The organism is Methylomonas aurea, from assembly GCF_024505045.1.
Taxonomy (GTDB): domain Bacteria; phylum Pseudomonadota; class Gammaproteobacteria; order Methylococcales; family Methylomonadaceae; genus Methylomonas; species Methylomonas aurea.
The window spans coordinates 71,838-95,806 of the sequence record NZ_JANIBM010000011.1; the positions used below are offsets into that span (position 1 = coordinate 71,838).

Sequence of the window (23,969 nt, forward strand, 5' to 3'; positions counted from 1 at the left end):
CAAGTCTACATGCTGGGTATAGGCGATGCCAAGAGTTTTTAGGGAGTTCAAAAACAATACTATCCTAAATCGATTTGTCAGGATTATTGGTGTCGATGGTTTTGTGAAGGTGTCAGGTTTTATTTTATTACCAATTTACCTAAAACTAATGACGCAAGAAGAGTATGCGGAATTTAGTTACGTAATGTCCGTGGTAAGTACTTTTGGTTTAATATTTAACTTTGGGCTTTATGTGCCTCAGGTGAAATTATATCAAGATGCTGATGGAAAAGAAAAGGGAAGTGTACTTTTTACTATTAATATTACCCTATTAGTTATGTTGGTCTTGGCTCTTGGGACTTTCTATATTTTTAATCTAGATAATTCTATAATAAATCTATTATTTTCATCTTCGGAGACTTATTTGAGACATAGGGTTCTAATATTAATCGGCTTGGTTGTCTCCGTTTTTTCGTGCATGTTAATTTATTTCTATATCGCGAATGAATTTATCTCAAAGGTACAGGCTTATAATGTATTAAGATTTTTAGTGGGAGTGTCTGTGGCGTTGTTTGGGCTATATTGTGTGTCGGGTAACAAGGCCGATGTGCGAATGAAATCTTATTTGTTTTCAGAAATAATCGTAATACTTTTATTTTTACGCCGTTATGTTAAGGAAATGAAATTAAAGTTTGATATCGATATAGCTATGAGATCATTGCAGTTAGGGGGGCCAATAATGATGTCAGCTATTCTAGGGATATTTGTTAATTTTAGCGACAAATTTTTTATCGAGAAATATTGCTCGTTAACAGATATGTCGGTTTATTATGTCTCTCTCACGTATGGTGGCATTATTACAGCTGTTTTTGCCGCATTTCAAAATGCCTGGCTGCCATTGTTTTTAAAAGAACGAGACGTAATGACTAATTTTTATAAAACAAAAAAAATGCTAAAAACTTTGTTTATTTCATTTATTTTTCTTTCTGTAGTCTTGTGGGTAATGCAGTATGTTTTTATATTGTACAGAATAATTGATGAAAAATATTATCGAGTTCTTATGATATCCCCATTTCAGATGATATCAAGTATGTTTTTAAGTCTTAGCGGTTTGCTAAGTAATTATACGATATATTGGAACATGACATATATTACTACTGTTTTTGGAATTGTCGTGTCTTTTATAGGGGTTCCTTTATACTTTTATGGTGCAAAACTTTATGGTATACAAGGAGTTTCAGTGGCAGGAGTGATTGCTGGTTTTTTATATTTTTCTTTTTATCTGTTATTTGTGTGTTCAAAAATAAATATTTTAGCTCGTCGTTAATTTATGTACTTAAATATATTAAATACGCATTACTGGCTTTTTTGTGTGATTATAAATTAAGTGTGGTTTGGTATTCCCTGCGATATGCATTCCCCGTTTTAAGGTTTTATCAAAATGAAAAGCGTGATCCCATTATTGATGAAAAGCCCTGGATGTCTTTTCCAGTTATTGAGCTTCTTGATAAAATATTGAAAAAAGACCAAATGGTTTTTGAGTATGGCTCTGGCGGAAGTACTCTCTTTTTTTCTAGGAGAGTGAAACTCGTAGTTTCTGTTGAGCATAATCGAGAATGGTATGAATTAGTTGAATCAGAGATAAAGGCAAGAAAATTAAGAAATGTAAAATACGAAATTATCCCTCCAACCAGTTACTCGGATTATTCTAGGGATTTGGCTTCGGTGGCAAGTTCATATGTTTCTGATGACAAAGCATCAGAGGGATTGCGTTTTAAAGACTATGCTGCGGCGATAGATTGCTATCCAGATAGCTATTTCGATCTTGTGGTGGTTGATGGTAGAGTCAGGCCATCCTGTATTCACCATGCACAAAATAAAGTAAAAAGGGGCGGCATTTTGTTGTTGGATCAATCGGAGCGTAAACATTATTCTAAAATTATTGGAGATTTAATGGGAACTGGTAACTGGAAAAAAAAATCTATTACGGGCCCGCTGGCCTATGGTTTACATTTTACTGAGGCTACTTTTTTTTATAGAAAATAATTATTGTGAAAAAAATCGCAAAAAAGATTCTTTCCCTTGCTTTTAACAGATTTCATCGTCCCGACTCTGAGGGCTTTATAGAGGTGTATGATGATATTTCGTGTAGAAGTATTTATCTCTATTGGCGAAATGATAGTTATATAGAGACAGAGATATATAGGCACGGTCTTTACGGTGGCTGGGAAAGGCAATCTTTAGCGCTATGGGCTTATTTGTCAAAGAGATCGAGATGCATATTGGATGTTGGTGCAAATACCGGAATATATAGTCTTATTTCAAAAAGTAATAGTCCTTTCGCTAAAATTATCGCTATAGAGCCAATTGATGTTAATTTTGAGGTGCTGCATAATAATATTATTAAGAATAATTTTTCGATAATTACCGAGAAAGTCGCATTGTCAAATTATCAAGGTAGTGCGACGATGTTTGCGTTGAAGAATAAGCTAAATTATATGACGCAGATTGATAAGAATAGGTACGCGCTTCATCCCGAAATTGCTAAAAACCATGAAATTTCGAAAATTTTAGTCGAAGTAAAATCCTTTGATTATTTTGCTTTTAAATACGACATTGAAGATATTGACTTGATTAAGGTGGATGTTGAAGGTAGTGAGCTTTCAGTCTTGGAAACCCTCTGGCCAATATTGTCGTCTAATTTGCCATCGATCATATTAGAAATAATAGGTAATGATAGTGCCGATCGGATCAACGAATTGCTTAGTACTCTTGATTATGATTATTTTTCAATTGATGAGATCGGTCGTAGAATAACAAAAGTCGATAGATTGTGGGATAATAATCATCAGAATTTTCTTATTTGCAAAGCGGAGATTTTAGAGTATTTAAAGGGCTTTGATGTTGTCATAGGCTAATTGTAGAGGTTATGAAAATAATGATTGTTTCCGAGTGGTATTCCGAGAATATGGGATATGCCGAGAATTTTCTGCCAAAAGCATTTGGCAAATTAGGCCACGAAGTTCATTTGGTCACTTCTGATTTGCAAGTGTATGCAACATCTCCCGATTATAATGAAGTGTATAGGCCTAAGCTTGGGGATGCTAGAGTCAAAGTTGGTATTTTTAAAAAGAACGATTTCACTTTGCACAGAAACAAGTCCTTTTTTTGTCGTCTCGGTATAGAAATCTTGGGGTTGGAAGAAAAGGTTAGGGAGGTGAAGCCTGACGTGATCTATTGCTTTGAAATATTACAAAGAACAACTTTGCTTCTAGCAAAGCTAAAAGTTAAATATAGATATCTTCTTTTTTGCGAAAGCCGATTACACAGTTCAATTTTTAATCCTCCAAGAAATTTATTTTATCAATTTAAGTTTTGGATAAATATAAAGCTAATGGGATTGCCTGTTATTATTGATAACGTGGATAAATTTTTTCCGATAGCTAATGATGTTTTTTATAATATTACTAAATACTACACAATAGCTCATGACAGGTGCGAGATTTCGAGTCTAGCGGTCGAAACCGATCTCTTTAACGCTACATATGATGATTTTAAAGTTAATCAACTAAGGCGTAACCTAGGGTTTTGTGAAGGTGACATCGTTTGTGTTTACACGGGCAGATTTACAGAGGAAAAGTCTCCGTTGATATTGGCCCTGGCGATACAATACTTGCATGAACGAGGCTATCAACGTTTTAAAGGCTTGTTCGTAGGTCGAGGTTCGCTTCAATATAACAGTAAGATTTCGCGTTGCACTGGATGTGTTGTTACTCCGTTTGTTTCTCCTGAATTTTTGCCTACTGTTTATCATGCATCTGATATTGGCGTTTGGCCTTTGCAGGAATCCAATAGTCAGTTGGATGCAATGGCTTGCGGCTTGCCGATTATTATTAATGATTCGGTATGGGATGATGACAAATTCGATGGTTGCGGGTTGAAATTTAAAAAAGGTGATGTTAAGGATTTGGCTGATAAAATACTCTCTCTATCTGGCAAGGAATTGAGGATTAGTATGGGGTGTGTTGGGTCTAGTAGAGTAATTAAGCACTATTCCTGGGAGGCCTTGGCGAAAAAAAAATTGAATAGTTTTTTGTCTTTAACGAGCTGTTGATTAGCACTTGGCAATCATATGAGTCGTGTTTAGAAAAATATTTTCCAATAACAAATATACTGTTAAGAAGCCTCTGATTAATTCATTTTTCAAGAAAAACAGAATCGCAAGTCATTGATTTAATTGATCTCAAAATGCCAGATAGCAAATTAATCAGAGGTTCCGTAACGTAAAGTTCGAAATCGATACTCTGCTTATTATTATACTCGTGAAAATTTCTTCATCATTTCGACAATGGTTTCCACCGATTCTTATCGATACAGTTAACAATATTTTTAGTAATACAATTACATTTAGTAGTCAAGTTAGTAGTTGGGATTTTGCGGTTCGAGACTGCGTTGGTTATGATGCAGCAAGCATATTAAATAACGTCTTAGATTCCACTCTTAAGGTAAAACAAGGTATAGCCTCATATGAACGGGACTCTGTGCTGTTTTACAAATGCGAATACGATTGGTCAATTTTATCGGGCTTAATGTTCGCATCCGCTAGAAATTCCGGACGGTTAAATGTGTTGGATTTTGGTGGCGCTCTAGGCAGCAGCTATTTTCAGCATAGAGATTTTCTAAATGAGTTATCTGAAGTTCGTTGGAATATAGTTGAGCAAGTCCATTTTGTGCAGGCTGGTAGGGACCATATTCAGGACCACATTTTGCGATTTTATTCATCTATACCGGAATGTTTAAGCGAAAACAGGCCTAATGCTATTTTTTTGTCCGGTGTATTGCAATACTTACCTGATCCGTTCGATATCTTAAAATCGCTGATGATCTCCGATGCAGACGTATTGATTATAGACAAAACTATAGTTAACGATTCGCAATCGGACAGGTTATATATCCAACATGTACCGGATTCTATCTATAAGGCATCTTATCCTTGCTGGTCTCTGTCGGAATCTAAGTTGATAAATGCTGTATCCAGTCATTATTCATTAAAAGCCGATTTTCCTAGCTTGAGTTTCCCTGTGCTTAAGCTTATCAAATCTGAATTCAAAGGTTACATTTTTCAACGGATAGTGCCGTGAAAGCTATTGCAAAAAGGATACTGGAGCAGCCCTCGTTCGTTGATAATCCTCCGGTTTTAGTTGATTTGGGGGCGTCGGGCCACCTTCCTAAGCAATGGGAGCTTATCGCTCCGTATTCTATTTGCGTCGGTTTTGATGCTGACACTAGGGAGTTTTCGGTATCGGAAACTGAAAAAAAGGAATGGAAAAAATTATTTTTGATAAACCGTCTGGTAGCGGATAGAGAAAGCGAAGAAATCAATTTTTATCTCACTAAATCGCCATATTGTTCAAGTTCATTGCGTCCCAATAATTTGGCTCTTCAACCCTGGGCATTTAGTTCGCTTTTTGAAATAGAGAAAGTTGATAAGCTTTCCTCGGTACTTTTGGCAGAATCCCTCAGCAAAGTTGGTATTGAATATATAGATTGGTATAAATCCGATACACAGGGAACGGATTTGCGTATTTTCGATTCTTTACCTAAATCTACTAAGGAAAAAATTCTTTTAGCCGAATTTGAGCCTGGAATTATTGATGCTTATTTCGGTGAAGATAAGCTGCATCAACTAATGGCTTATATGGAAGCGATGCCGTTCTGGATTTCTGGTATGGATATCAAGGGATCGCAGCGCATTGATTCATTAGATTTGCGGAATCTTGGTTTTTTGTCGCAGCGCAGCATAGGCTCATTTTTAAAGTCTGCACCTGGTTGGTGCGAGATTGCTTATATCAATACCATGGAAAGTCAAGATTTAACCAAGCGAGAGTGGTTGCTTGCTTGGTTATTTGCGTCCATCAAACAAGAACATGGTTTCGCATTATATGCGGCAAGGCTAGGTGCCAATAAATTCGATGACGAGTTTTTTGATGAGCTTTATGCTATATCCAGTCGTTATCTTTCACCCGGCTATATAAAATATGCCGCCGGAATGATCTGCAAAATTTCTAAGCGTATTAGGCGGAGTATTGCAGGTGCTTGATGGCTATTCAAACAAGCAAGTGTTAATTACGGGGGGGCTGGGTTTCATCGGCTCCAGTCTGGCGCGGAAACTTGTCGCTCTTGGCGCCAAAGTTACGCTGGTAGATAGCCTTATTCCGCAGTACGGCGGCAATCCTTTCAATATAAACGATATTCTCGATCAAGTTCTGGTGAATGTCTGCGATGTGCGGGACCCGTTCGCCATTGCGTATTTGCTCAGGGACAAGGACTATTTATTCAACTTGGCAGGGCAAACAAGCCATTTGGACTCCATGGCCGATCCGCAGACCGATCTGGATATTAACGCCCAAGCCCAACTGTCATTATTGGAAGCTTGCCGTAAGGTTAACACAGACTTGAAAATTGTATTTGCCAGTACTCGGCAAATCTATGGTAAGCCAGATTATTTGCCTGTCGATGAGAAACATCCGATTCGGCCAGTTGACGTAAACGGTATCAACAAACTGGCAGGGGAATGGTATCACCTGCTCTATAACAATGTGTACGGCATTCGCGCGTGCGCATTGCGCCTGACTAATACCTATGGCCCGGGCATGAGAGTAAAAGACGCACGGCAAACTTTCCTCGGGATTTGGGTGCGGCTGCTAATCGAGGGAAAGCCAATCAAGGTTTTTGGCGATGGGATGCAGTTGCGGGATTTCAATTATATCGATGACTGTGTGGACGCTCTGTTACTTGCCGGCGCCAGCGACGATTCGAACGGTAAGGTCTATAACCTGGGTAGCAACGAAGTGATTAGCTTGAAAGAACTGGCCGGATTAATGGTTAGTCTGGAATCTGGCGGCGCTTTTGAGTTGATTCCTTTTCCACCGGAGCGTAAGGCGATCGATATAGGCGATTATTACAGCGATTTTTCGTTAATTAGTCGCGAACTCGGCTGGCAACCCCGGATCGGTCTGAGGGATGGTTTGACTCGAACATTGGCCTACTATCGTGCCCATCATCGTCAATATTGGGACGAAACGTCATGATTTTGATGAACGATTTCAAAGCGGAACCGCCGGAGTTGCACCAGGCTATGCTTGGTGCGGCAAGTCGCGTACTGGAATCGGGGTGGTATGTGCTTGGCCGTGAAGTAGAGGTATTCGAAAGACAATGGGCGGCGGAATGCGGTGTCGCATATGGGGTAGGCGTAGGTAACGGCATGGACGCCATAGAGATCGCCCTGCGGTCACTAGGAATAGGGCCTGGTGACGAGGTCATCACCACACCTATGACGGCCTTTGCTACAGTACTGGCCATTGTCAGAGCGGGCGCTACTCCGGTGCTGGCGGATATCGATCGGCAAACCGCGTTGATGTCCATCGACAGTGCGCGACGCTGCATTACACTGCGAACCAAAGCAATCGTTTTGGTGCACCTCTACGGGCAAATTCGGGCGATGGATGCCTGGACAGAACTCTGTGCCGCTCGCGGTATCTTGCTGGTCGAAGATTGTGCTCAGGCCCATTTGGCGTCGCTCAACGGCAACATGGCAGGCAGTTTTGGCGCGGCCGGGGCGTTTAGCTTTTATCCCACCAAAAATCTTGGGGCTGTGGGCGATGCCGGCATGTTGGTGAGCGATGACGAGGCTCTGGCGCGGAAGGCCGCCAAGTTGCGCAATTATGGTCAAAGCGTACGTTATTACCATCCTGAGATGGGCTTAAATAGCCGGCTGGATGAAATGCAAGCCGCCATATTGGGCGAGCGGTTAAAGTGGCTCCCCGAATTTACGACTCGACGGCGGGAGATTGCCGACGCTTATTTATCCGGCATCGATAATCCTCTTGTCAAATGCATGGCTGTGCCGGAATCGCCGCAAGCCCATGTTTACCATCTGTTTGTCGTGAACTGCGCTCAGCGGGATAAATTGCAAGCCCATTTACGGACGCATCAGGTGCAAACCCATATCCACTATCCGATTCCTATCCACCAACAGGAGTCCTGCCTAAATATCGCCCGCGATCCGTTAGGTTTGGCAAACAGCGAGCACCATGCGGCAACATGCCTTTCCATCCCGTGCCATCCGCAGATGGCGGATGCGGAAGTCGACGTCGTCATCGCAGCTTTGAATTCCTTTTCAGGCGAGTAATGGAACACTATGTAACGTTGTTTGACAGTCTGTTTTTACCTCAGGGATTGGCTCTGCATCGTTCCATGCAACGCCATGCCGGCTCGTACACCCTGTGGATTTTGTGCATGGACGATGACGTTTTTGAGATGTTAGGGGTATTAAACCTGCCAAACGTGCGACTTCTACCACTGAGCAAGCTCGAAACCGATGAATTAATTCGAGTCAAAGCCAATCGCTCCAAGGGTGAGTATTGTTGGACATTGACTCCGTTTTCGCCGCGCTTTGTATTTGAGGCGGACCCATCTGTGCGACGGGTGACTTATTTGGACGCGGATTTATGGTTTCGTAAAAATCCAAGCCCGATATTCCGCGAGTTCGAAGCCTCCGGCAAGCAGGTATTGATTACCGATCATGCTTACGCACCCGAATACGACCGTTCTGAGACTTCCGGCCAGTATTGCGTGCAATTTGTAGTATTTAACCGAGAGGGTGGAGAGCCAGTCAGAGCGTGGTGGGAGGCCCGCTGCGTCGAGTGGTGCTATGCGCGAACGGAAGATGGAAAGTTCGGCGATCAGAAGTATCTGGACGACTGGCCGGAGCGATTTGCACAATACGTGCATGTTTTGGCCGACAAAGAACTGCTGCTAGCGCCCTGGAATGCCACTCGATTTCCATATGGCCGCGGGATTTGCTGGCACTTTCACGAGCTAAGAATTGTGCGTGGGTGGCTGGCGGGTCGATACGCCGTCGACTGTGGCTCTTATCCTCTGCCTAAGCCGGTTAAGCGTTTTATTTATCAGGAATATTTCAAGGATTTGCAGGCGGCGCTAGACACGATGCGCGGCTACGGCTGGCAGATAAGACCGCAGCGAACGCGCTCCATGACCACTAGCGTTATCGAATGTTTTGCGGGGTACTGGCAGCAAATCTGGAGAATCCGCGTGCATTGGCATCAGCCTCTGTAGCCCAAAAATTATTTTTGGGCTCGCTTGCGGCGCGCTTCGTGCTTTTTATTGGTTTTATCGAAACCGGTAAATTTGGTTCTAAACGCTTGAGTTTTGTTTGTTTTGGGCGTGACTTCAGCATCGCCTTTCGGCTGAAAACTCGGCACTAAATGCTGTTTTCCGTTGCCGATCAGATCCGCCCGTCCCATCTCTTTCAACGCTTCCCGCAATAGCGGCCAGTTTTTCGGGTCGTGGTAGCGCAAAAACGCTTTGTGCAGTTTGCGTTGCTTCATGCTGCGCGGGATCGGGATGTCCGGCACATTGCGGCCGATTTTGTGCAGAGTGTCCTTGCCGGAATGGTACATCGCGGTGGCGATCGACATTGGCGATGGCAGAAAGGCCTGGACCTGGTCGGCCCGAAAGCCGTTACGTTTCAACCATAACGCCAGATTCAGCATATCTCGGTCGGTGGTGCCGGGGTGAGCGGCTATGAAATACGGGATCAGGTATTGTTCTTTGCCGGCTTCCTTGGAGTATTTGTCGAACATCGCCTTGAAGCGGTCGTAAGTGCCCATGCCGGGTTTCATCATTTTCGACAGCGGGCCCTGTTCGGTGTGTTCCGGGGCGATTTTCAGATAGCCGCCGACGTGGTGGCTGACCAGTTCTTTCACATAAGCCGGCGTTTCCACGGCAATGTCGTAACGCAACCCGGAGGCGATGAAGATTTTCTTGATACCGGGCAGGGCGCGGGCGCGGCGGTACAGTTTGATCAACGGCGTCTGATCGGTGTTGAGATTTTGGCAGATGCCGGGGTAAACGCACGACGGTTTGCGGCAGGATGCTTCTATTTTCGGGTCCTTGCAAGCCAGACGCCACATGTTGGCGGTCGGTCCGCCCAGGTCGGAGATATTGCCGGTGAAGTTGGGCGAGGTATCGCGGATGGCTTCGATCTCGCGGATGATTGAATCTTCCGAACGGTTTTGAATGATGCAGCCTTCGTGTTCGGTGATGGAGCAAAAGCTGCAGCCGCCGAAACAGCCGCGCATGATCAGCACCGAGTGTTGGATCATTTCGAAGGCCGGAATATTGGCCTTGCCGTAGGCAGTATGCGGTAGCCGCGAATAGGGCAGGTCGAACACGCCGTCCATTTCCGGCGTGGTCAACGGCAGCGGCGGCGGATTGATCCACACCTCGCGGCTGTCGTGGCGCTGAATCAGGGCGCGGGCGTTGCCGGGGTTGGTTTCGCCGTGCATCACTCGCGAGGCGTGGGCATACAAAATAGGGTCGTCTTTGACCGCTTCGTAGCTCGGCAGGCGAATCACGGTTTGTGCCCGATTCTTGTTGGCGATAGGTTTGAACTGAATGATTTTCTCGTTATCGGCCAGACCGCTAGCGGCCGCTGCCGGCGCCGATTCGCAACTCGGCATTTCCTGATACGGATTTTGGTGCACGATGGCCTGGCCGGGCTGGTCGAAATGGGTCGAATCCTTTTCGATCCAGCCTTGCGGCACTTGTTTGACGAAATGCACGGTGCCGCGGATGCCCTTCAAATCGTGAATGCTTTCGCCCTTGGCTAGGCGATGAGCGATTTCGACGATTTGGCGCTCGGCGTTGCCGTAGACCAATAAATCGGCTTTCGAATCCAGCAGAATCGATTTGCGCACCTTGTCTGACCAGTAATCGTAATGGGCAATACGGCGCAGGCTGGCCTCGATGCCGCCGATGATGATCGGTACATTTTTATAGGCTTCCCGGCAACGGTGCGAGTAGACGTTGACCGCGCGATCCGGCCGCTTGCCTGCGGTACCGTCGGCGGTGTAGGCGTCGTTGGAGCGGATTTTTTTGTCGGAGGTATAGCGGTTGACCATCGAATCCATGTTGCCGCCGGTGACGCCGAAGAACAGCGTTGGCTGGCCGAGCTTGCGAAAATCGTCGGCGCTGTGCCAATCGGGTTGAGAAATGATGCCGACCCGAAAACCCTGCGCTTCCAGCACCCGGCCAATCACCGCCATGCCGAAGCTGGGATGGTCGACGTAGGCGTCTCCGGTTACCAAGATGATGTCGCAGGCGTCCCAGCCCAGCGCGTCCATCTCCGCGCGACTCATCGGCAACTCGGGAGCCGGACCGAAGCGGTGCGCCCAGTATTTTTTGTAGCCGAAAATGTTGGCGGCGTTATGGATCATGGTTGCAGAACTCGATGCAGAATGCTGGGATTATTGCGTTTAAAATCTTGTAAAAAAACCGGAAATTCCAGCTGGTATTGCTGTTCCAGTTGATTGGCTTTGGCGATCAGCCTTTTGAACTGGGGTTTCGGGAAGTTTTCGCCGAAAGCGAAGCCGATGATATTGCCGCGGTTGCGTACCGGCAAAAACAGCATGCGCCAGTTAAAAATCCGTCCCATGTGCCAGGAAACCTGCTGAAACATAGGCTTGTCGGTGCCCCATAAATTGATCACCAACACGCCGTCCTTTTTCAGCAGATTTCGGCAGTCGTCGAAGAAGCGTTGGCTGCCGACTTCCGGAGCCATGCCGCTATCGCTATAGGCATCGACCATGATCAAATCGTGAATCTCGGCCAGTTCCCGACTTTGGTTCCGAACATGATCCGCGCCGCAACCGATTTTGATTTTCAGGCGCGGATTGAACGGTAAGCCGAAATGGCTGCGCGCCACCTTCAGTACGCTGCTGCGGAACTCGACGACTTTCAGCCGGCATTCCGGAAACTGGTGCAGCATGAACTTGGCGATGGTGCCGCCGCCCAAGCCTATCATTAGCACATCGCGCGGGTTGTCGTTGAACAGCAGCAAAGCCATCATGGCCCGGGCGTAATAGGAGTGCAGGCGATTCGGGTCGGCAATCAACATGCTGCTTTGCCGGGCCGGCGAGCCGAAGTGCAGGGCGCGTTCGCCGTTGTTGTCGACTACTTCGATGACGCCCTCGTCGTCATGGCTTTGGTGGACTACCAAGCCTTCGTATTTGTACATGCTGTGGAGCAAACGGTAAAGAGGCGGCTATTTTCCTTGAAAATCCGCCGCTTGTCTTGCGAATCCTGCGAATTCCGGCCGGAAGCGGCCTCGAAGGTTAGCCAGCGCAGGTACTTGCGGATCGCACCGGATCGCCCTACAGTGGAGAGCCGGAAACCACTACCTCGAGGCTTTGTGATGAAAAGACTATTGCCGATACTCTTATTGATGGCGCCGGTTTTGGCGGCGGCAAACAATACCGACAGCCGGAGCGGCCAACCGGCCGTGAATCCGAAAATGCAACAAATGCTGGAAAAAATCCAGGCCATGCAAAATTGCATGAAAAATGTCGATAAATCCGCTCTGAAAGCCTTGGAGCAGCAAGCCAAGCAATTCAGCGCGGAGGTCAAGCAGTTGTGTGCAGTCGGACAACGCGATGAAGCTCAACAGCGGGCGATTGGCTTCGGCCGGGAAATTGCCGCCAACAAAGCCATGCAACTGACCAAAAAGTGCAGCGAGGGATTGAACGGTCTGGCGCCGGATCTGGCGGTTGCCGAGTCCTATGCGGAATCGGATAAAACCCGACATATTTGCGATCATTCCGAAAGCCGCTAGATCTAACCGGGGGCGGCGCACCGGGCCGGCCGATTAGGTGCGCTAGAGGCTACGCCGCTGCCTGTACGGATCGCGATTTTCCGGCGTCGTTGTTCAAGTTCGCCGGCATCGCGTAAAATCGCCATTCGACATCATGCCCGTATTGGAGAAAAATCATGAAATACCGTTTGTTTGCTTTGCTGATGCTTGCCGCCGGCATGGCGTGCGCCGAAGACGCCAAAGAAGAATGGAACGAAACCAGTTTAAGCAACGAAACCATCGAGAAAATCCAGAAAGCGCAATTCAACTACAAAAAATGCGTGGTCGATACGATGCAAAAACCCGACTTTGCCAAACTGGAAAGCCGTAATGCGACCGACGCCATCATTAAACTGTGCGAAGCGACTCTGGGCGAAATGCGCCAAGTCTATTTGGATGCGCAAGTACCCGGCGTTATCGCCGACCGCCATTTGAAAAAATTGCGCATCCAAGTCACGCGCAATCTGTTGCAAGAGCTGATGTACGCCGAAGCAGCAAAAAAATCCGGGATGCCGCAATAACAGCCGTACCGGCCGGCCGACGCCGCGCTGCCTGTGGCCGGCGCCAGGCGCGCAGCCGCTCCAGCGTCTAGCGCTTTGTTTCACTAACCCTGCATTGTTCATGAACACATACACCATAGATTTATCGTTACGTCCGACTACATTCGACCTGTGGCACGTTTGCCTGGCCGGAACCGTGGCCGTATTGGCTTTCATCTTGATTGCCGTATTGATTTCGGTTTTGCTCGGACTGCGCCGCTGTAAATCCGCGCCGCGAACTGTCGAACCGGTACCGGCCCCGCGACCCGAAATCAAAATCGTCGAGAAGATCGTAGAGGTGGAAAAAGTGGTTCAGGCGCCGGCTCCGGAACCGGTGGTATTGAAAGAAGCGACTCCGGACGCGGCCTTGCAGTTGCTAAGTCTGCTGCAGAAAGAAGCCCGTTTCATCGATTTCATCAAGGAAGATGTCAGCGCTTTTGCCGATGCCGATATCGGTGCCGCGGCGCGCATCGTGCATCAGGGGTGCAGCAAAGTGATCAACGAACATTTCAAATTGGCACCGGTCAGTCAGGATGCGGAAGGCAGCCGTGTGACCTTGAACAAAGGCTTCGACGCCGCCGCATTTCGTTTGACCGGCAATATCGTCGGCGAAGCGCCGTTCTCCGGCGTGCTGGTGCATAAAGGCTGGCAGGTCACCGAATTGCATTTGCCGAAACTGACCGAGGGCCACAACGCCAAAATCATTGCTGCGGCCGAGGTTGAATTATGACGGCCCGCTATTCGGTCGGTATCGATTTGGGTACCACGCATTGTGTGATGTCATATGTCGATTTGGCGGCTGGCGACGATAACTCTACGCTGGAAGTGTTTTATACGCCGCAACTGGTTTCGCCGGGCGTGATTGAGGATAAAGCCCAACTGGCCTCGTTCGCCTACATAGCCCATCCGGCGGAAATCGCCGAGGGCGCGTCGGCTTTGCCGTGGACCGCCAAACCCGAGCATCTGGTCGGCGAAATCGCCCGTAGCCTGGGCAGCAAGACCCCGATTCGGCTGGTTTCCAGCGCCAAGAGCTGGTTGTGCCATGCCGGCGTCGACTGCAAACAGGCGATTCTGCCGGTCGACGCGCCGGAAGACGTTGCCAAGATTTCGCCGTTCGCCGCCAGCAAAGCCTATTTGCAGCATTTGCGCGACGCCTGGAATCATCGTTTCCCGGATCAGCCGTTGCAGCAGCAGGACTTGACCATCACGGTGCCGGCATCGTTCGATCCGGCCGCACGGGAATTGACCGTGGAAGCTGCGCGGGAGGTAGGTCTGGGCCAAGCCGTATTGCTCGAGGAGCCGCAGGCGGCTTTGTACAGTTGGATCGAAAAAAGCGCTGGCGATTGGCGAAACCAAGTCAAAGTCGGCGACGTGATTTTGGTCGTCGATATCGGCGGCGGTACCACCGACTTGTCGTTGATCGCCGTAACCGAACAGGACGGGAATTTGCAATTGACCCGGGTGGCGGTCGGCGACCACATCCTGCTCGGCGGCGACAACATGGATTTGGCGCTGGCTTACACGGTAAAGGCCAAACTGGAAACCGACGGTGGCAAAAAATTGGAGCCATGGCAATTGCAGGCATTGACCCATGCCTGCCGCGAGGCCAAGGAAAAATTGTTTAACCAGCCCGATTTGGCCACTATGCCGCTCGCGGTTGCCGGGCGCGGGTCGTCGCTGATCGGCGGCACTTTGCGCAGCGAACTGACTCGGGACGAATTGAACCGGATCTTGGTGGATGGCTTTTTGCCTCATGCCCAAGCAACCGATAAACCGGTGTCGCGGCCGCGCAGCGGTCTGCGCAGCGTCGGCTTGCCGTATGCGCAGGATGCCGGCATTACCCGGCATCTGGCGGCCTTTCTGTCCAGGCAGCGCCAGGCGACCGACGAGTTCAGCGCAATCGCGCTGCCCGAACACGCCAGCTTCCTGCACCCGACCGCGTTGTTGTTCAATGGCGGCGTGTTGAAGGCCGGCGTGTTGGCGGAGCGGTTGTTGGCGGTATTGAACGGTTGGTTGCAGACCGAGCAGGCCGCTCCCGCCCGCTTGCTGCAAGGGGCCGATCTGGATTTGGCCGTCGCCCGCGGTGCCGCTTACTACGGTTTCGTGCGCCAAGGTAAAGGCGTACGGATCAAAGGCGGCACCGCCGCTGCCTATTACGTCGGCATCGAGAGTGCGATGCCGGCGGTACCCGGTTTGCCGCCAGCGATAGAGGCGCTGTGCATTGCGCCGTTCGGCATGGAAGAGGGCAGCGAACAGGAGTTGCCGCACGACGAATTCGGTTTGGTCATCGGCGAGCCGGTGCGTTTCCGTTTCTTCGGCTCGAAAACTCGGCGTGAGGATAAGGTTGGCGATCGTCTCGACGAATGGGGCGACGACGAATTGGAAGAATTGGACGAAATCGAAATTACCTTGCCGGTGGAAAATGGCCGCCAAGCCGGTGAAATCGTGCCGGTTCATTTATCGGCGGCGGTAACCGAAGTCGGTACACTGGAATTACGCGCCGTATCGCGGCGCGACCAGCAACGCTGGAAAATCGAGTTCGATGTCAGGGCCGGCGAAGTCTAATCTGTAATTTTTCTGCCCTAAAATAAAAAATAAGGCCGGAATTCCGGCCTTATTCATATCTGCCTCCAGCGCGGCAGAATTATTACCGGTAGTAAGGCTGCTGGTATTGCTGCTGTTGCGGATAGCCTTGCTGGTACGGTTGTTGTGGGTAACCCTGCTGCGGATATTGTTGCTGGTAAGGCTGATTTTGCTGCGGATACTGTTGATACGGCTGGTTTTGTTGCGGGTAACCCTGTTGCTGCTGCGGATAGCCCTGCTGTTGGTACGGCTGGTTCTGCTGCGGATACTGTTGGTTCGGTTGTGCGGCGCCGGCATTCTGGTTGGCTTTGATCGACAATTCCACTCGGCGGTTGATGGCCCGGTTGGCATCGCTGGTATTCGGCACTTTCGGCGAACTTTCGCCCATGCCCTGTTGCGAGATGCGCATCCGGTTCACGCCGCGGGACGATAGGAAATTGGCCACGCTAGTGGCGCGAGCCTCCGACAGGCGCTGGTTGTCGGCATCGGAGCCGACATCGTCGGTGTGGCCGGTGACCGAAAGCGTCGAATCGGGATAGTTGTTCAGCACCCGTGCCACCGGATCCAGTGCATTTTGCGCTTCCGCCGTCAAATCCGATTTGCCGAAGGCGAAAGTCACGTCGCTGGTGCTGGGCATATTCAATACCAATTGGTTTTCGGCCGTACGCTGGACTTCGATACCGGTACCTTGCAGCGATTGCTGCATTTCTTCCTGCTGTTTATCCATGTAATAACCGATACCGGCACCGACTGCGGCACCGGCCAATGCGCCCAAGCCGGCGTTTTTCCAGTCGTTGCCGCCGAACAGGGTACCGGCGCCGGCGCCGACCGCGGCGCCGATGCCGGCACCTTTGCCGAGATTGCTCATGCCGGACTGGCCGGTGTAGGGGTTGGTGGTGCAAGCGCCGAGCAACGCGGCACTTACGGAGATGGCAAGTAGTTTTTTATACATAGTTTCGTTCCTGGTTGTGATGCAAAAATCGTCGACGGCAGTTTGGCATGTCGCCGGTTGCCGGAAATTTAAACGCCGTTTTCTTAAATCGTTCTTAAAATCGGCGGACCTTTCCGACGCTTTATCGGCTCAAGGCAAAGGCGGCTGAGGTTCGCCGATTTCGTCGATCTGTACGCTCTGTCCCACGGCCAGGACGCCGGATTTATCGTGCAGCGCATTTTGCCCGAAATACACTTTATTTTGCCATTTGCGTAACCGGCTCAGTGTGGCCAACGGTTCTTTACCGCTGATTGCAGTTTCCGGGTCGATAGTCGGCACCGGGCAGCGCGCGCAGGGCTTGGGCAGGCGGAAGCCGATGCCGTTGATGCTGACGCGGCGCCATCGGTCTTCGGCGTAACTGTCGCAGCCGGAGACGACCAGATTGGGCCGGAAGCGCACCATTTCGTATTCCAATTGCATGGCTTGGTTCAAGGCCGCCAACGAGGCCTCGGAGACCAGCAAAAACGGAAAACCGTCGGAAAACGCGGTTTGGTCATCGATCGTCGCGTACTTCAGATCGACTTGACGGCGATCGCCCGCGGCTTGGTAAACCAGGCGGCAATCGGTTTGCAAAAACTCGCTGAGCCAAGCGTCGGCAGCGGCGCCACAGGCTTCGGCTCTGCAGCGGTCGTGCCAGACGGTAACCTCCAGGGTTTCATCGGTTTCGGCTTGCAGCGGTAACTCCAGTTCGGGGCGACCGGGCGCCGATAGAATCAAATGCTGGCCGGCGATCCGGGTTTTGATTAGCGCCATCTGCGGTAAACGCCGTTGGCTCAGAAACTGGCGCTCGCGGTCCACCAGCATCCATTTGCGGTCGTAAAGCAGACCTTTTTCATCGACCGGCCATTCCGAGACCGGAAAACCGGCCAGCGATTTGACCGGGTAGACGTAGATTTGGCTGAGTATCGGCATCGATAGAGGGTTAGCTGAAATTCAAGTCGGTTTGGGTGTGCAGCAGGTGTTCGGCCAATTCACTATTCAGACTGTCGAACTTGACGCCGTAGCGTTGGCTGCCGGCATCGTGGTGGACAATCGCGGCTTCGACCTGAAACCGCCTGCCGTCGGAAAACAGCAGAAACAGGCTGACCCGGCTTTTTTTTTTGATTTTCTGGTCGGTGACGATCGCGGCGCCGCGGCTGCTGATATCGCGCAACGATACCGGAAACAGGCGCGGAAACCAAAGGCTGTGAATTTTTACGGCCGCTTTGATGTCGTTGCGCAGATAGCGAACGGCGCTGCGTTTGTTGGACCACTCGCTATCAAGATCGATTTCTTGATCGAGAAAATCCATGGAGGAATCCGAATCAGACATAGCTTATGCCGCAAGGAAAGGGTGGCTAAGTATTGAACTTAAACCGGCAAAATTCAATAGAGCCGGTCCGATTATCGGTTGGGCTTGCCGGTGAATTATCGATAGAATGCCAGTATCGTTAAAGACTGTCGTAAAACATGAAAAAACTCAAACGCTTCGCAGTCGGTATGCTGCTGCTACCGTTTTATCTGAACCCGTCGGTTCAAGCCGCGGCCAAGGCCAAGCCGGCCGCGGCTGCCGCCAAAGCCCAACTGAAACCGGCCGCCGCTCCGGCCAAGCCGGCGCCGAAACAGATCGTCAAAATCGTATATTTCGCGCAGGAACAGGTTGCGCCGCCGGCGCTATCCAATCTGGATCCGTTTATCCCGAACAAAGGCCAAATCGGTGCCGAACTGGCGATCAGCGACAACAATACCACCGGCCAATTCACCGGCCAGTACTACGAACTGAAGAAAATTCTGGTCCCGGTGGGCAGCGATCCGTTAGCACTATTCGACAGTGTCGATGCCGATCTGGTGTTGCTGAATGTCGGCGCCGAGTACTTGAATAAACTGGCCGACCTGCCGGCCGCGAAAAATAAGTTGCTGTTCGACGTGGCTAATGGCGGCGACGAATTGCGCAATGCGGACTGCCGGCACAATGTGTTGCACATCCTGCCGAACCGCGCGATGCGTGCCGACGCCCTGGCGCAATACATGCTGAAGAAGCGCTGGCAGAACTGGTTCTTAGTGGTGGGGCCGGCTGCGGAGGACAAACTCTATGCCGCCGCGATCAAACGCGCGGCCAAACGCTTCGGCATGAAACTCGTCGCCGAAAAAGAATGGAACCAGGATTACGACGCCCGCCGCCCGGCCCAAGCCGACGTGCCGGCCTTCACCCAGGTCGACGATTACGATGTGCTGGTAATTGCCGACGAGCAGGGCCTGTTCGGCGAATATCTGGATTACCGGACCTGGAAACCGCGCCCGGTGATCGGAACCCAAGGCCTGACCGCGACAGCCTGGCACCGTACCCACGAACAATGGGGCGCCGTGCAGTTGCAAAACCGCTTCAAGGAGACGGCCGGCCGCTGGATGGAAGAACAGGATTATGCCGCTTACCTGGCGGTCCGAGCCATCGGCGAAGCCAGCATCCGCACCAAATCCAATCAGATGCCGGCGTTAAAAGAGTATATGTTGTCCGACGCCTTCGCCTTGCAAGGCTATAAAGGCATGCCGCTATCGTTCCGCAAATGGGACGGCCAGTTACGGCAACCGGTATTGCTGGCCGCGCCGCGATCTTTGGTGGCGGTGGCACCGATCGAAGGCTTTTTGCATCCCAAAACCGAGCTCGACACGCTCGGCTTCGACCAACCGGAAACGGGTTGCAAATGATCACGGTTTCGACAAATCGGATCAATTCGGCGAGGCGGTCGGCATGAGCGACAAAAGGCGGATGGAGATCAGCCAGTCGGCGATATCCGGCGCACTGGCGGTGGAGGAGCCTTCTGTCAAAGGCAAAGGCTTCCAGCAAAAGCCGTTCAAAATTCAAAGCCGTTACCAACCGGCCGGGGACCAGCCCGCAGCAATTCGGCAATTGGTGGAAGGCATCAACGACGGCGAAGTGCACCAAACCTTGCTCGGCGTGACCGGTTCCGGCAAAACCTTCACCATCGCCAACGTGATTCAGCAGACGCAGCGGCCGGCGATGATCATGGCGCCGAACAAGACCCTGGCGGCCCAGCTTTACGGCGAGATGAAGGAGTTCTTTCCGGAAAACAGCGTCGAGTACTTCGTCTCCTATTACGACTATTACCAGCCGGAAGCCTACATTCCGGCCTCCGATACCTTCATCGACAAAGACGCGTCGCTGAACGAACACATCGAGCAAATGCGCTTGTCGGCGACCAAAGCGTTGTTGGAGCGGCGCGATACCATCGTCGTCGCGACCGTGTCGGCGATTTACGGCTTGGGCGAGCCGGAATCCTATTTCCAGATGGTGTTGCATCTGGTGCGCGGCGATATGATCAAGCAGCGCGACATTCTGCGCCGGTTGGCGGAAATGCAATACACCCGCAACGATATCGAGCTGCGCCGCGCCACTTACCGGGTGCGCGGCGATGTGATCGACGTGTTTCCGGCCGAATCGGAAGAGCAGGCTTTGCGTATCGAACTGTTCGACGACGAGATCGAACGCCTGTCCATGTTCGACCCGTTGACCGGCGAGGTCACCCAACGCCTGGCCCGGTTCACGCTGTATCCGAAAAGCCATTACGTCACGCCGCGCGACCAATTGCTCAGCGCGGTCGAAAAAATCAAGTTGGAATTGGTCGAACGGCTGGCACAGTTGCGCGAAGACCATAAACTGGTCGAAGCCCAGCGGTTGGAACAGCGCACGCTGTTCGACATCGAAATGATCATGGAAGTCGGCTACTGCTCCGGCATCGAAAATTACTCGCGGCATTTGTCCAATCGCACCGAAGGCGAGTCGCCGCCGACCATGTTCGACTATCTACCGAAAGATGCTTTGGTCATCATCGACGAAAGCCACGTCACGGTGCCGCAGATCGGCGCGATGTACAAAGGCGACCGTTCGCGTAAGGAAACCTTGGTCGAATACGGGTTCAGATTGCCTTCGGCGCTGGATAACCGGCCGTTGCGTTTCGAAGAGTTCGAACGCATTTGCGGGCAGCGGATTTACGTATCGGCCACGCCGGGCGGTTACGAGAAGGAACATTCCGGCGCCGTGGTCGAGCAAGTGGTGCGTCCGACCGGCTTGGTCGATCCGATCGTGGAAGTGCGGCCGGCCACCAGCCAGGTCGATGACTTGCTGTCGGAGATCAACAAGCGGATTGCGGTGCAGGAACGGGTGTTGGTGACGACGTTGACCAAGCGCATGTCGGAAGATTTGACCGATTACCTGATGGAACACGGCATTAAGGTCAGGTATCTGCATTCGGATATCGAGACGGTGGAGCGGGTGGAAATCATCCGCGATTTGCGGCTGGGCGTGTTCGACGTATTGGTCGGCATCAACCTGTTGCGCGAGGGTCTGGATATCCCGGAAGTCTCGCTGGTGGCGATCCTGGATGCCGATAAAGAAGGCTTTTTGCGCTCGTTGACCTCGTTGATCCAAACCATCGGCCGCGCGGCGCGCAACGCCAACGGCAAAGTGATTTTGTACGGCGACAAAATCACCGGTTCGATGCAGCAGGCGATCGACGAAACCGAACGGCGGCGGGCGAAGCAGATCGAATTCAACAAGCAACACAACATCCAGCCGCGCACCGTATTCAAATCGGTTACCGATATCTTGGAACTGGCAATTCCGGGGTCCGGCGGATCGATCAGCACTGCCCGCGCCAAAGTGGCGGAACCGGCCGGCAATTACAAGGCGTTGACGCCGAAGCAAGCCGCCAAGACCCTCAAGCAATTGGAAGAAAAAATGTACCAGCATGCCAAGAATCTGGAGTTCGAGGATGCTGCCCGCATCCGCGACCAAATCAAGCTGTTGCAGGCGGAAATGGCGGTCTGAAACGGTGCCGGCATCTGCGGACAAATTGCCGCTATCGTCTAAACTTTGAACTTAGCTGAACCCCAGCCTTTGTGCGTCGGGTAAAACAGCGCCAGATTTCTCGGTAGCGAGATTGCCAAGAATGGTTAGAACTTCAAGTCCAACAAAATGATTGCCGCCAAACACTTGCTCACCGATAACGTCAGATTACTGAAAAGCGAGGTTTCCAAAACGACCTACCAGGGAGTGGCGATTGCCGTTCTGGCCGTTATTTGCGGATTGTTGGCGTTGAGTTTTTATTACACCGGCGAAATCTCGCTGTCTGGAATCATCCGCGCCCAAACCGAGAATTACGGCCTGTGGGTGTTGGAGTGCCTGCCGTTCCTGTTCGGGTTCTGGGGGCAATATTCCAGTGCGGTGATTGCCTATCAGGCCGGGGCGATGATCTTCGACCAGACTCAGGAGCTGCGCAACCGGGCGGAAACGCTGGAGAAACAGGTCAGTTACTCTTCCACGCACGATGCGGTGACCGACTTGCCGAACCGGATTCTATTCTACGATCGGGTGGAACAGGCGATACACGCCGCCAACAACCAGGGCAAAATGCTGTCGGTATTATTGGTCGAGGTCGCCAATTTTAAGGAAGTCTATGACACTCTAGGCCGCAACAGCAGCGACATGATTTTGCGCCAAATTGCCACCCGCCTGCAGAGCGTGGTGATGGGCAGCGACAGCGTAGCCCGCATCGACAGCAATATTTTCAGCTTGTTGCTGCCCGCTACCGAAAACGAAGCTGCGGCGCTGAGTCTGGCCAAGAACATTCAAGCGGCGCTGGATCCGGCGTTCAAAGTCGAGCGCTTGAGTTTGTCTATCCACACCAATATCGGCATCGTCAATTTTCCGGAACACGGCGACGACGTCGATACGCTGGTGCAGAAAGCAGGCGTGGCTTTGTTTATGGCCGCCAAATCCCATGAAGGTTACACGATTTACGCGCCATCCTACGACGACCACAGCCCGCGTCGGCTGACGCTGATGAGCGAGCTGCGCCAGGCCATCGAAAAGGAACAGCTGATGATTTACTACCAGCCCAAGGTATCGGTCAAGTCCGGCAAAATCTACGGCGTCGAAGGTCTGGTGCGCTGGGCCCATCCCAAACACGGTTTTATCGCCCCGGACGAGTTCATTCCGATGGCGGAACGTACCCGCGTCATCAAGCATCTGACCTTATGGATGCTGAAGCGCGCATTCCGCGATTGTGCGGAGTGGCGGCGGCAAGGTTTGGATTTGGTGGTATCGGTCAATCTGTCGACCAAGGACTTGCACGATCCGGATTTGCCGGACGTGATGGCTGGTGTCGCGGCGGCGGCCAACATCAAACCGTCCTGGATGATGCTGGAGATCACCGAAAGCTCGATCATGAACGATCCGGAGCGCGCCATGGAAACCATCCAGCGCCTGCACGAGATGGGCTATAAGCTATCGATCGACGATTTCGGTACCGGCTATTCCTCGCTGGCCTACTTAAAAAAGATGCCGCTCAGCGAACTGAAGATCGACAAATCCTTTGTTTATGACCTGTTGCAAAGCGACAACGACGCCGTGATCGTCAAAGCGACGATTAATCTGGCTCACAATCTCGGCTTGCAAGTGGTCGCCGAGGGTGTCGAAGCCGGCGAGGTACTGGACCGACTGTCCAGCTATAGCTGCGATATCGCTCAGGGTTATTGGTTCAGCAAACCCAAACCGTTCAACGATTTCAACCTGTGGTTGCAACAGAGTCCCCATAACCCCTAGCGTTAGTCCGAATACTTAAGGAGAAAACCGAAAATGTCTACAGCTTGGGCCGGAGGTGCCGACGCGATAGCCGAACGCATGGAAAAAATGACCGAATTGTTCGTTGCCGAAACCCGCAAAGCCATTTATACCGGCGAGTCCGCCTCCGACTGCGAAGAATGCGGCGAACCGATTCCTGAAGCGCGGCGTGCGGCGATACCCTGCAAATACTGTTTGCCGTGCCAAACCAGCCTGGAACAGACAGGCAAAAATCCGCTAAAGATTCGCTAACTGAACCGGCTAGCGGCATTACGATTGCGGCTGTCGGCCAAGTGCCATCGGCGGGCGACTCAGCATTCTACTGCCAGGGCGGGACCGGGATCGCGTAACCAATGCGCTGAAAGGTCTCGACCAGTTCGAAACCGAGCTCGACGCAATATTGGGCGATAGCCGCTTTCGCCCATGCCGATACGGCAGCGTCTCGAGCGACGTCGACGACATCGAACCTGTGCCTGCGGCCGAGTGCTTCAGCCATAGTTTCGATTCCGGCCACGGAACGGCCGCAACCGATCACGCGGTGGCCCA

The 23,969-nt window shown here is 51.0% G+C and carries 23 protein-coding genes; 17 read left to right on the top strand and 6 right to left on the bottom strand.

Annotated elements, in window-relative coordinates:
* The first annotated feature begins 25 nt into the window (after positions 1-25).
* The 9 genes from NP603_RS11330 to NP603_RS11370 all read left to right on the top strand — a co-directional run bounded on the left by NP603_RS11330 (position 26) and on the right by NP603_RS11370 (position 9,117).
* A complete protein-coding gene (locus NP603_RS11330; protein WP_256610993.1) occupies positions 26-1,306 on the top strand; it encodes a lipopolysaccharide biosynthesis protein in 1,281 nt (426 codons plus the stop codon).
* Complete coding sequence (locus NP603_RS11335; RefSeq protein ID WP_256610994.1) at positions 1,273-2,025, top strand: hypothetical protein; 753 nt, start codon at positions 1,273-1,275, stop codon at positions 2,023-2,025. The genes NP603_RS11330 and NP603_RS11335 overlap by 34 nt, the downstream gene beginning before the upstream one ends.
* A gap of 5 nt (positions 2,026-2,030) precedes the next feature.
* On the top strand, positions 2,031-2,897 hold the full coding sequence (locus NP603_RS11340; protein WP_256610995.1) for an FkbM family methyltransferase: 867 nt from the start codon (positions 2,031-2,033) through the stop codon (positions 2,895-2,897).
* An 11-nt stretch (positions 2,898-2,908) separates the two neighbouring features.
* Positions 2,909-4,093 carry a glycosyltransferase family 4 protein gene (locus NP603_RS11345; protein WP_256610996.1) on the top strand — a complete coding sequence of 395 codons (1,185 nt, stop codon included), beginning with the start codon at positions 2,909-2,911 and terminating at the stop codon, positions 4,091-4,093.
* A 208-nt stretch (positions 4,094-4,301) separates the two neighbouring features.
* Positions 4,302-5,120, top strand: coding sequence for a methyltransferase, TIGR04325 family (locus tag NP603_RS11350; RefSeq protein WP_256610997.1), 819 nt, complete (start codon positions 4,302-4,304; stop codon positions 5,118-5,120).
* Positions 5,117-6,079 (top strand): hypothetical protein, encoded by a 963-nt coding sequence (locus NP603_RS11355; RefSeq protein WP_256610998.1) that lies wholly within the window; start codon positions 5,117-5,119, stop codon positions 6,077-6,079. Before NP603_RS11350 ends, NP603_RS11355 begins: the two co-directional genes overlap by 4 nt.
* A complete protein-coding gene (locus NP603_RS11360) occupies positions 6,072-7,070 on the top strand; it encodes an NAD-dependent epimerase/dehydratase family protein (protein WP_256610999.1) in 999 nt (332 codons plus the stop codon). Before NP603_RS11355 ends, NP603_RS11360 begins: the two co-directional genes overlap by 8 nt.
* A complete protein-coding gene (locus NP603_RS11365; protein WP_256611000.1) occupies positions 7,067-8,170 on the top strand; it encodes a DegT/DnrJ/EryC1/StrS family aminotransferase in 1,104 nt (367 codons plus the stop codon). Before NP603_RS11360 ends, NP603_RS11365 begins: the two co-directional genes overlap by 4 nt.
* Positions 8,170-9,117, top strand: coding sequence for a hypothetical protein (locus tag NP603_RS11370; protein WP_256611001.1), 948 nt, complete (start codon positions 8,170-8,172; stop codon positions 9,115-9,117). Before NP603_RS11365 ends, NP603_RS11370 begins: the two co-directional genes overlap by 1 nt.
* Positions 9,118-9,125: 8 nt before the next feature.
* Here NP603_RS11370 and NP603_RS11375 read toward each other — a convergent pair whose 3' ends face one another.
* Entirely contained in the window at positions 9,126-11,279 is a 2,154-nt protein-coding gene (locus tag NP603_RS11375) for a YgiQ family radical SAM protein (protein ID WP_256611002.1), read from the bottom strand.
* Positions 11,276-12,079, bottom strand: coding sequence for a spermine/spermidine synthase domain-containing protein (locus NP603_RS11380; RefSeq protein ID WP_256611003.1), 804 nt, complete (start codon positions 12,077-12,079; stop codon positions 11,276-11,278). The genes NP603_RS11375 and NP603_RS11380 overlap by 4 nt, the downstream gene beginning before the upstream one ends.
* Positions 12,080-12,256: 177 nt before the next feature.
* On the opposite strand from NP603_RS11380, the gene NP603_RS11385 reads away from it, so the two are divergent.
* From NP603_RS11385 to NP603_RS11400, 4 genes are all read left to right on the top strand, one after another.
* Entirely contained in the window at positions 12,257-12,673 is a 417-nt protein-coding gene (locus tag NP603_RS11385) for a hypothetical protein (RefSeq protein ID WP_256611004.1), read from the top strand.
* 155 nt (positions 12,674-12,828) lie between these two features.
* On the top strand, positions 12,829-13,212 hold the full coding sequence (locus NP603_RS11390) for a hypothetical protein (RefSeq protein ID WP_256611005.1): 384 nt from the start codon (positions 12,829-12,831) through the stop codon (positions 13,210-13,212).
* Positions 13,213-13,312: 100 nt separating this feature from the next.
* Positions 13,313-13,960 carry a DUF2760 domain-containing protein gene (locus NP603_RS11395; protein WP_256611006.1) on the top strand — a complete coding sequence of 216 codons (648 nt, stop codon included), beginning with the start codon at positions 13,313-13,315 and terminating at the stop codon, positions 13,958-13,960.
* The gene (locus NP603_RS11400; RefSeq protein ID WP_256611007.1) at positions 13,957-15,795 is read left to right on the top strand and encodes an Hsp70 family protein; all 1,839 of its coding nucleotides are present in this window, start codon (positions 13,957-13,959) and stop codon (positions 15,793-15,795) included. Before NP603_RS11395 ends, NP603_RS11400 begins: the two co-directional genes overlap by 4 nt.
* 82 nt (positions 15,796-15,877) lie before the next feature.
* On the opposite strand, the gene NP603_RS11405 is transcribed toward NP603_RS11400, so the two are convergent.
* From NP603_RS11405 to NP603_RS11415, 3 genes are all read right to left on the bottom strand, one after another.
* Positions 15,878-16,765 carry a YiaD family glycine zipper/OmpA-like lipoprotein gene (locus tag NP603_RS11405; RefSeq protein ID WP_256611008.1) on the bottom strand — a complete coding sequence of 296 codons (888 nt, stop codon included), beginning with the start codon at positions 16,763-16,765 and terminating at the stop codon, positions 15,878-15,880.
* A 129-nt stretch (positions 16,766-16,894) separates the two neighbouring features.
* On the bottom strand, positions 16,895-17,716 hold the full coding sequence (locus NP603_RS11410; RefSeq protein WP_256611009.1) for an MOSC domain-containing protein: 822 nt from the start codon (positions 17,714-17,716) through the stop codon (positions 16,895-16,897).
* 10 nt (positions 17,717-17,726) lie between these two features.
* The gene (locus tag NP603_RS11415) at positions 17,727-18,116 is read right to left on the bottom strand and encodes a PilZ domain-containing protein (RefSeq protein WP_256611010.1); all 390 of its coding nucleotides are present in this window, start codon (positions 18,114-18,116) and stop codon (positions 17,727-17,729) included.
* 137 nt (positions 18,117-18,253) lie between these two features.
* Here NP603_RS11415 and pedA1 point away from each other — a divergent pair, with 137 nt between their 5' ends.
* The 4 genes from pedA1 (at position 18,254) to NP603_RS11435 (ending at position 23,675) form a co-directional block, all read left to right on the top strand.
* A complete protein-coding gene (gene pedA1 / locus NP603_RS11420) occupies positions 18,254-19,489 on the top strand; it encodes a lanthanide ABC transporter ABC transporter substrate-binding protein PedA1 (RefSeq protein WP_256611011.1) in 1,236 nt (411 codons plus the stop codon).
* 43 nt (positions 19,490-19,532) lie between these two features.
* The gene (gene uvrB / locus NP603_RS11425) at positions 19,533-21,629 is read left to right on the top strand and encodes an excinuclease ABC subunit UvrB (protein WP_256611012.1); all 2,097 of its coding nucleotides are present in this window, start codon (positions 19,533-19,535) and stop codon (positions 21,627-21,629) included.
* A gap of 147 nt (positions 21,630-21,776) precedes the next feature.
* Entirely contained in the window at positions 21,777-23,405 is a 1,629-nt protein-coding gene (locus NP603_RS11430; protein ID WP_256611013.1) for a putative bifunctional diguanylate cyclase/phosphodiesterase, read from the top strand.
* Positions 23,406-23,438: 33 nt separating this feature from the next.
* Positions 23,439-23,675 (top strand): TraR/DksA C4-type zinc finger protein, encoded by a 237-nt coding sequence (locus NP603_RS11435; RefSeq protein ID WP_256611014.1) that lies wholly within the window; start codon positions 23,439-23,441, stop codon positions 23,673-23,675.
* 67 nt (positions 23,676-23,742) lie between these two features.
* Here NP603_RS11435 and NP603_RS11440 read toward each other — a convergent pair whose 3' ends face one another.
* On the bottom strand, positions 23,743-23,919 hold the full coding sequence (locus tag NP603_RS11440; protein ID WP_256611015.1) for a hypothetical protein: 177 nt from the start codon (positions 23,917-23,919) through the stop codon (positions 23,743-23,745).
* Between the last annotated feature and the right edge of the window lie 50 nt (positions 23,920-23,969).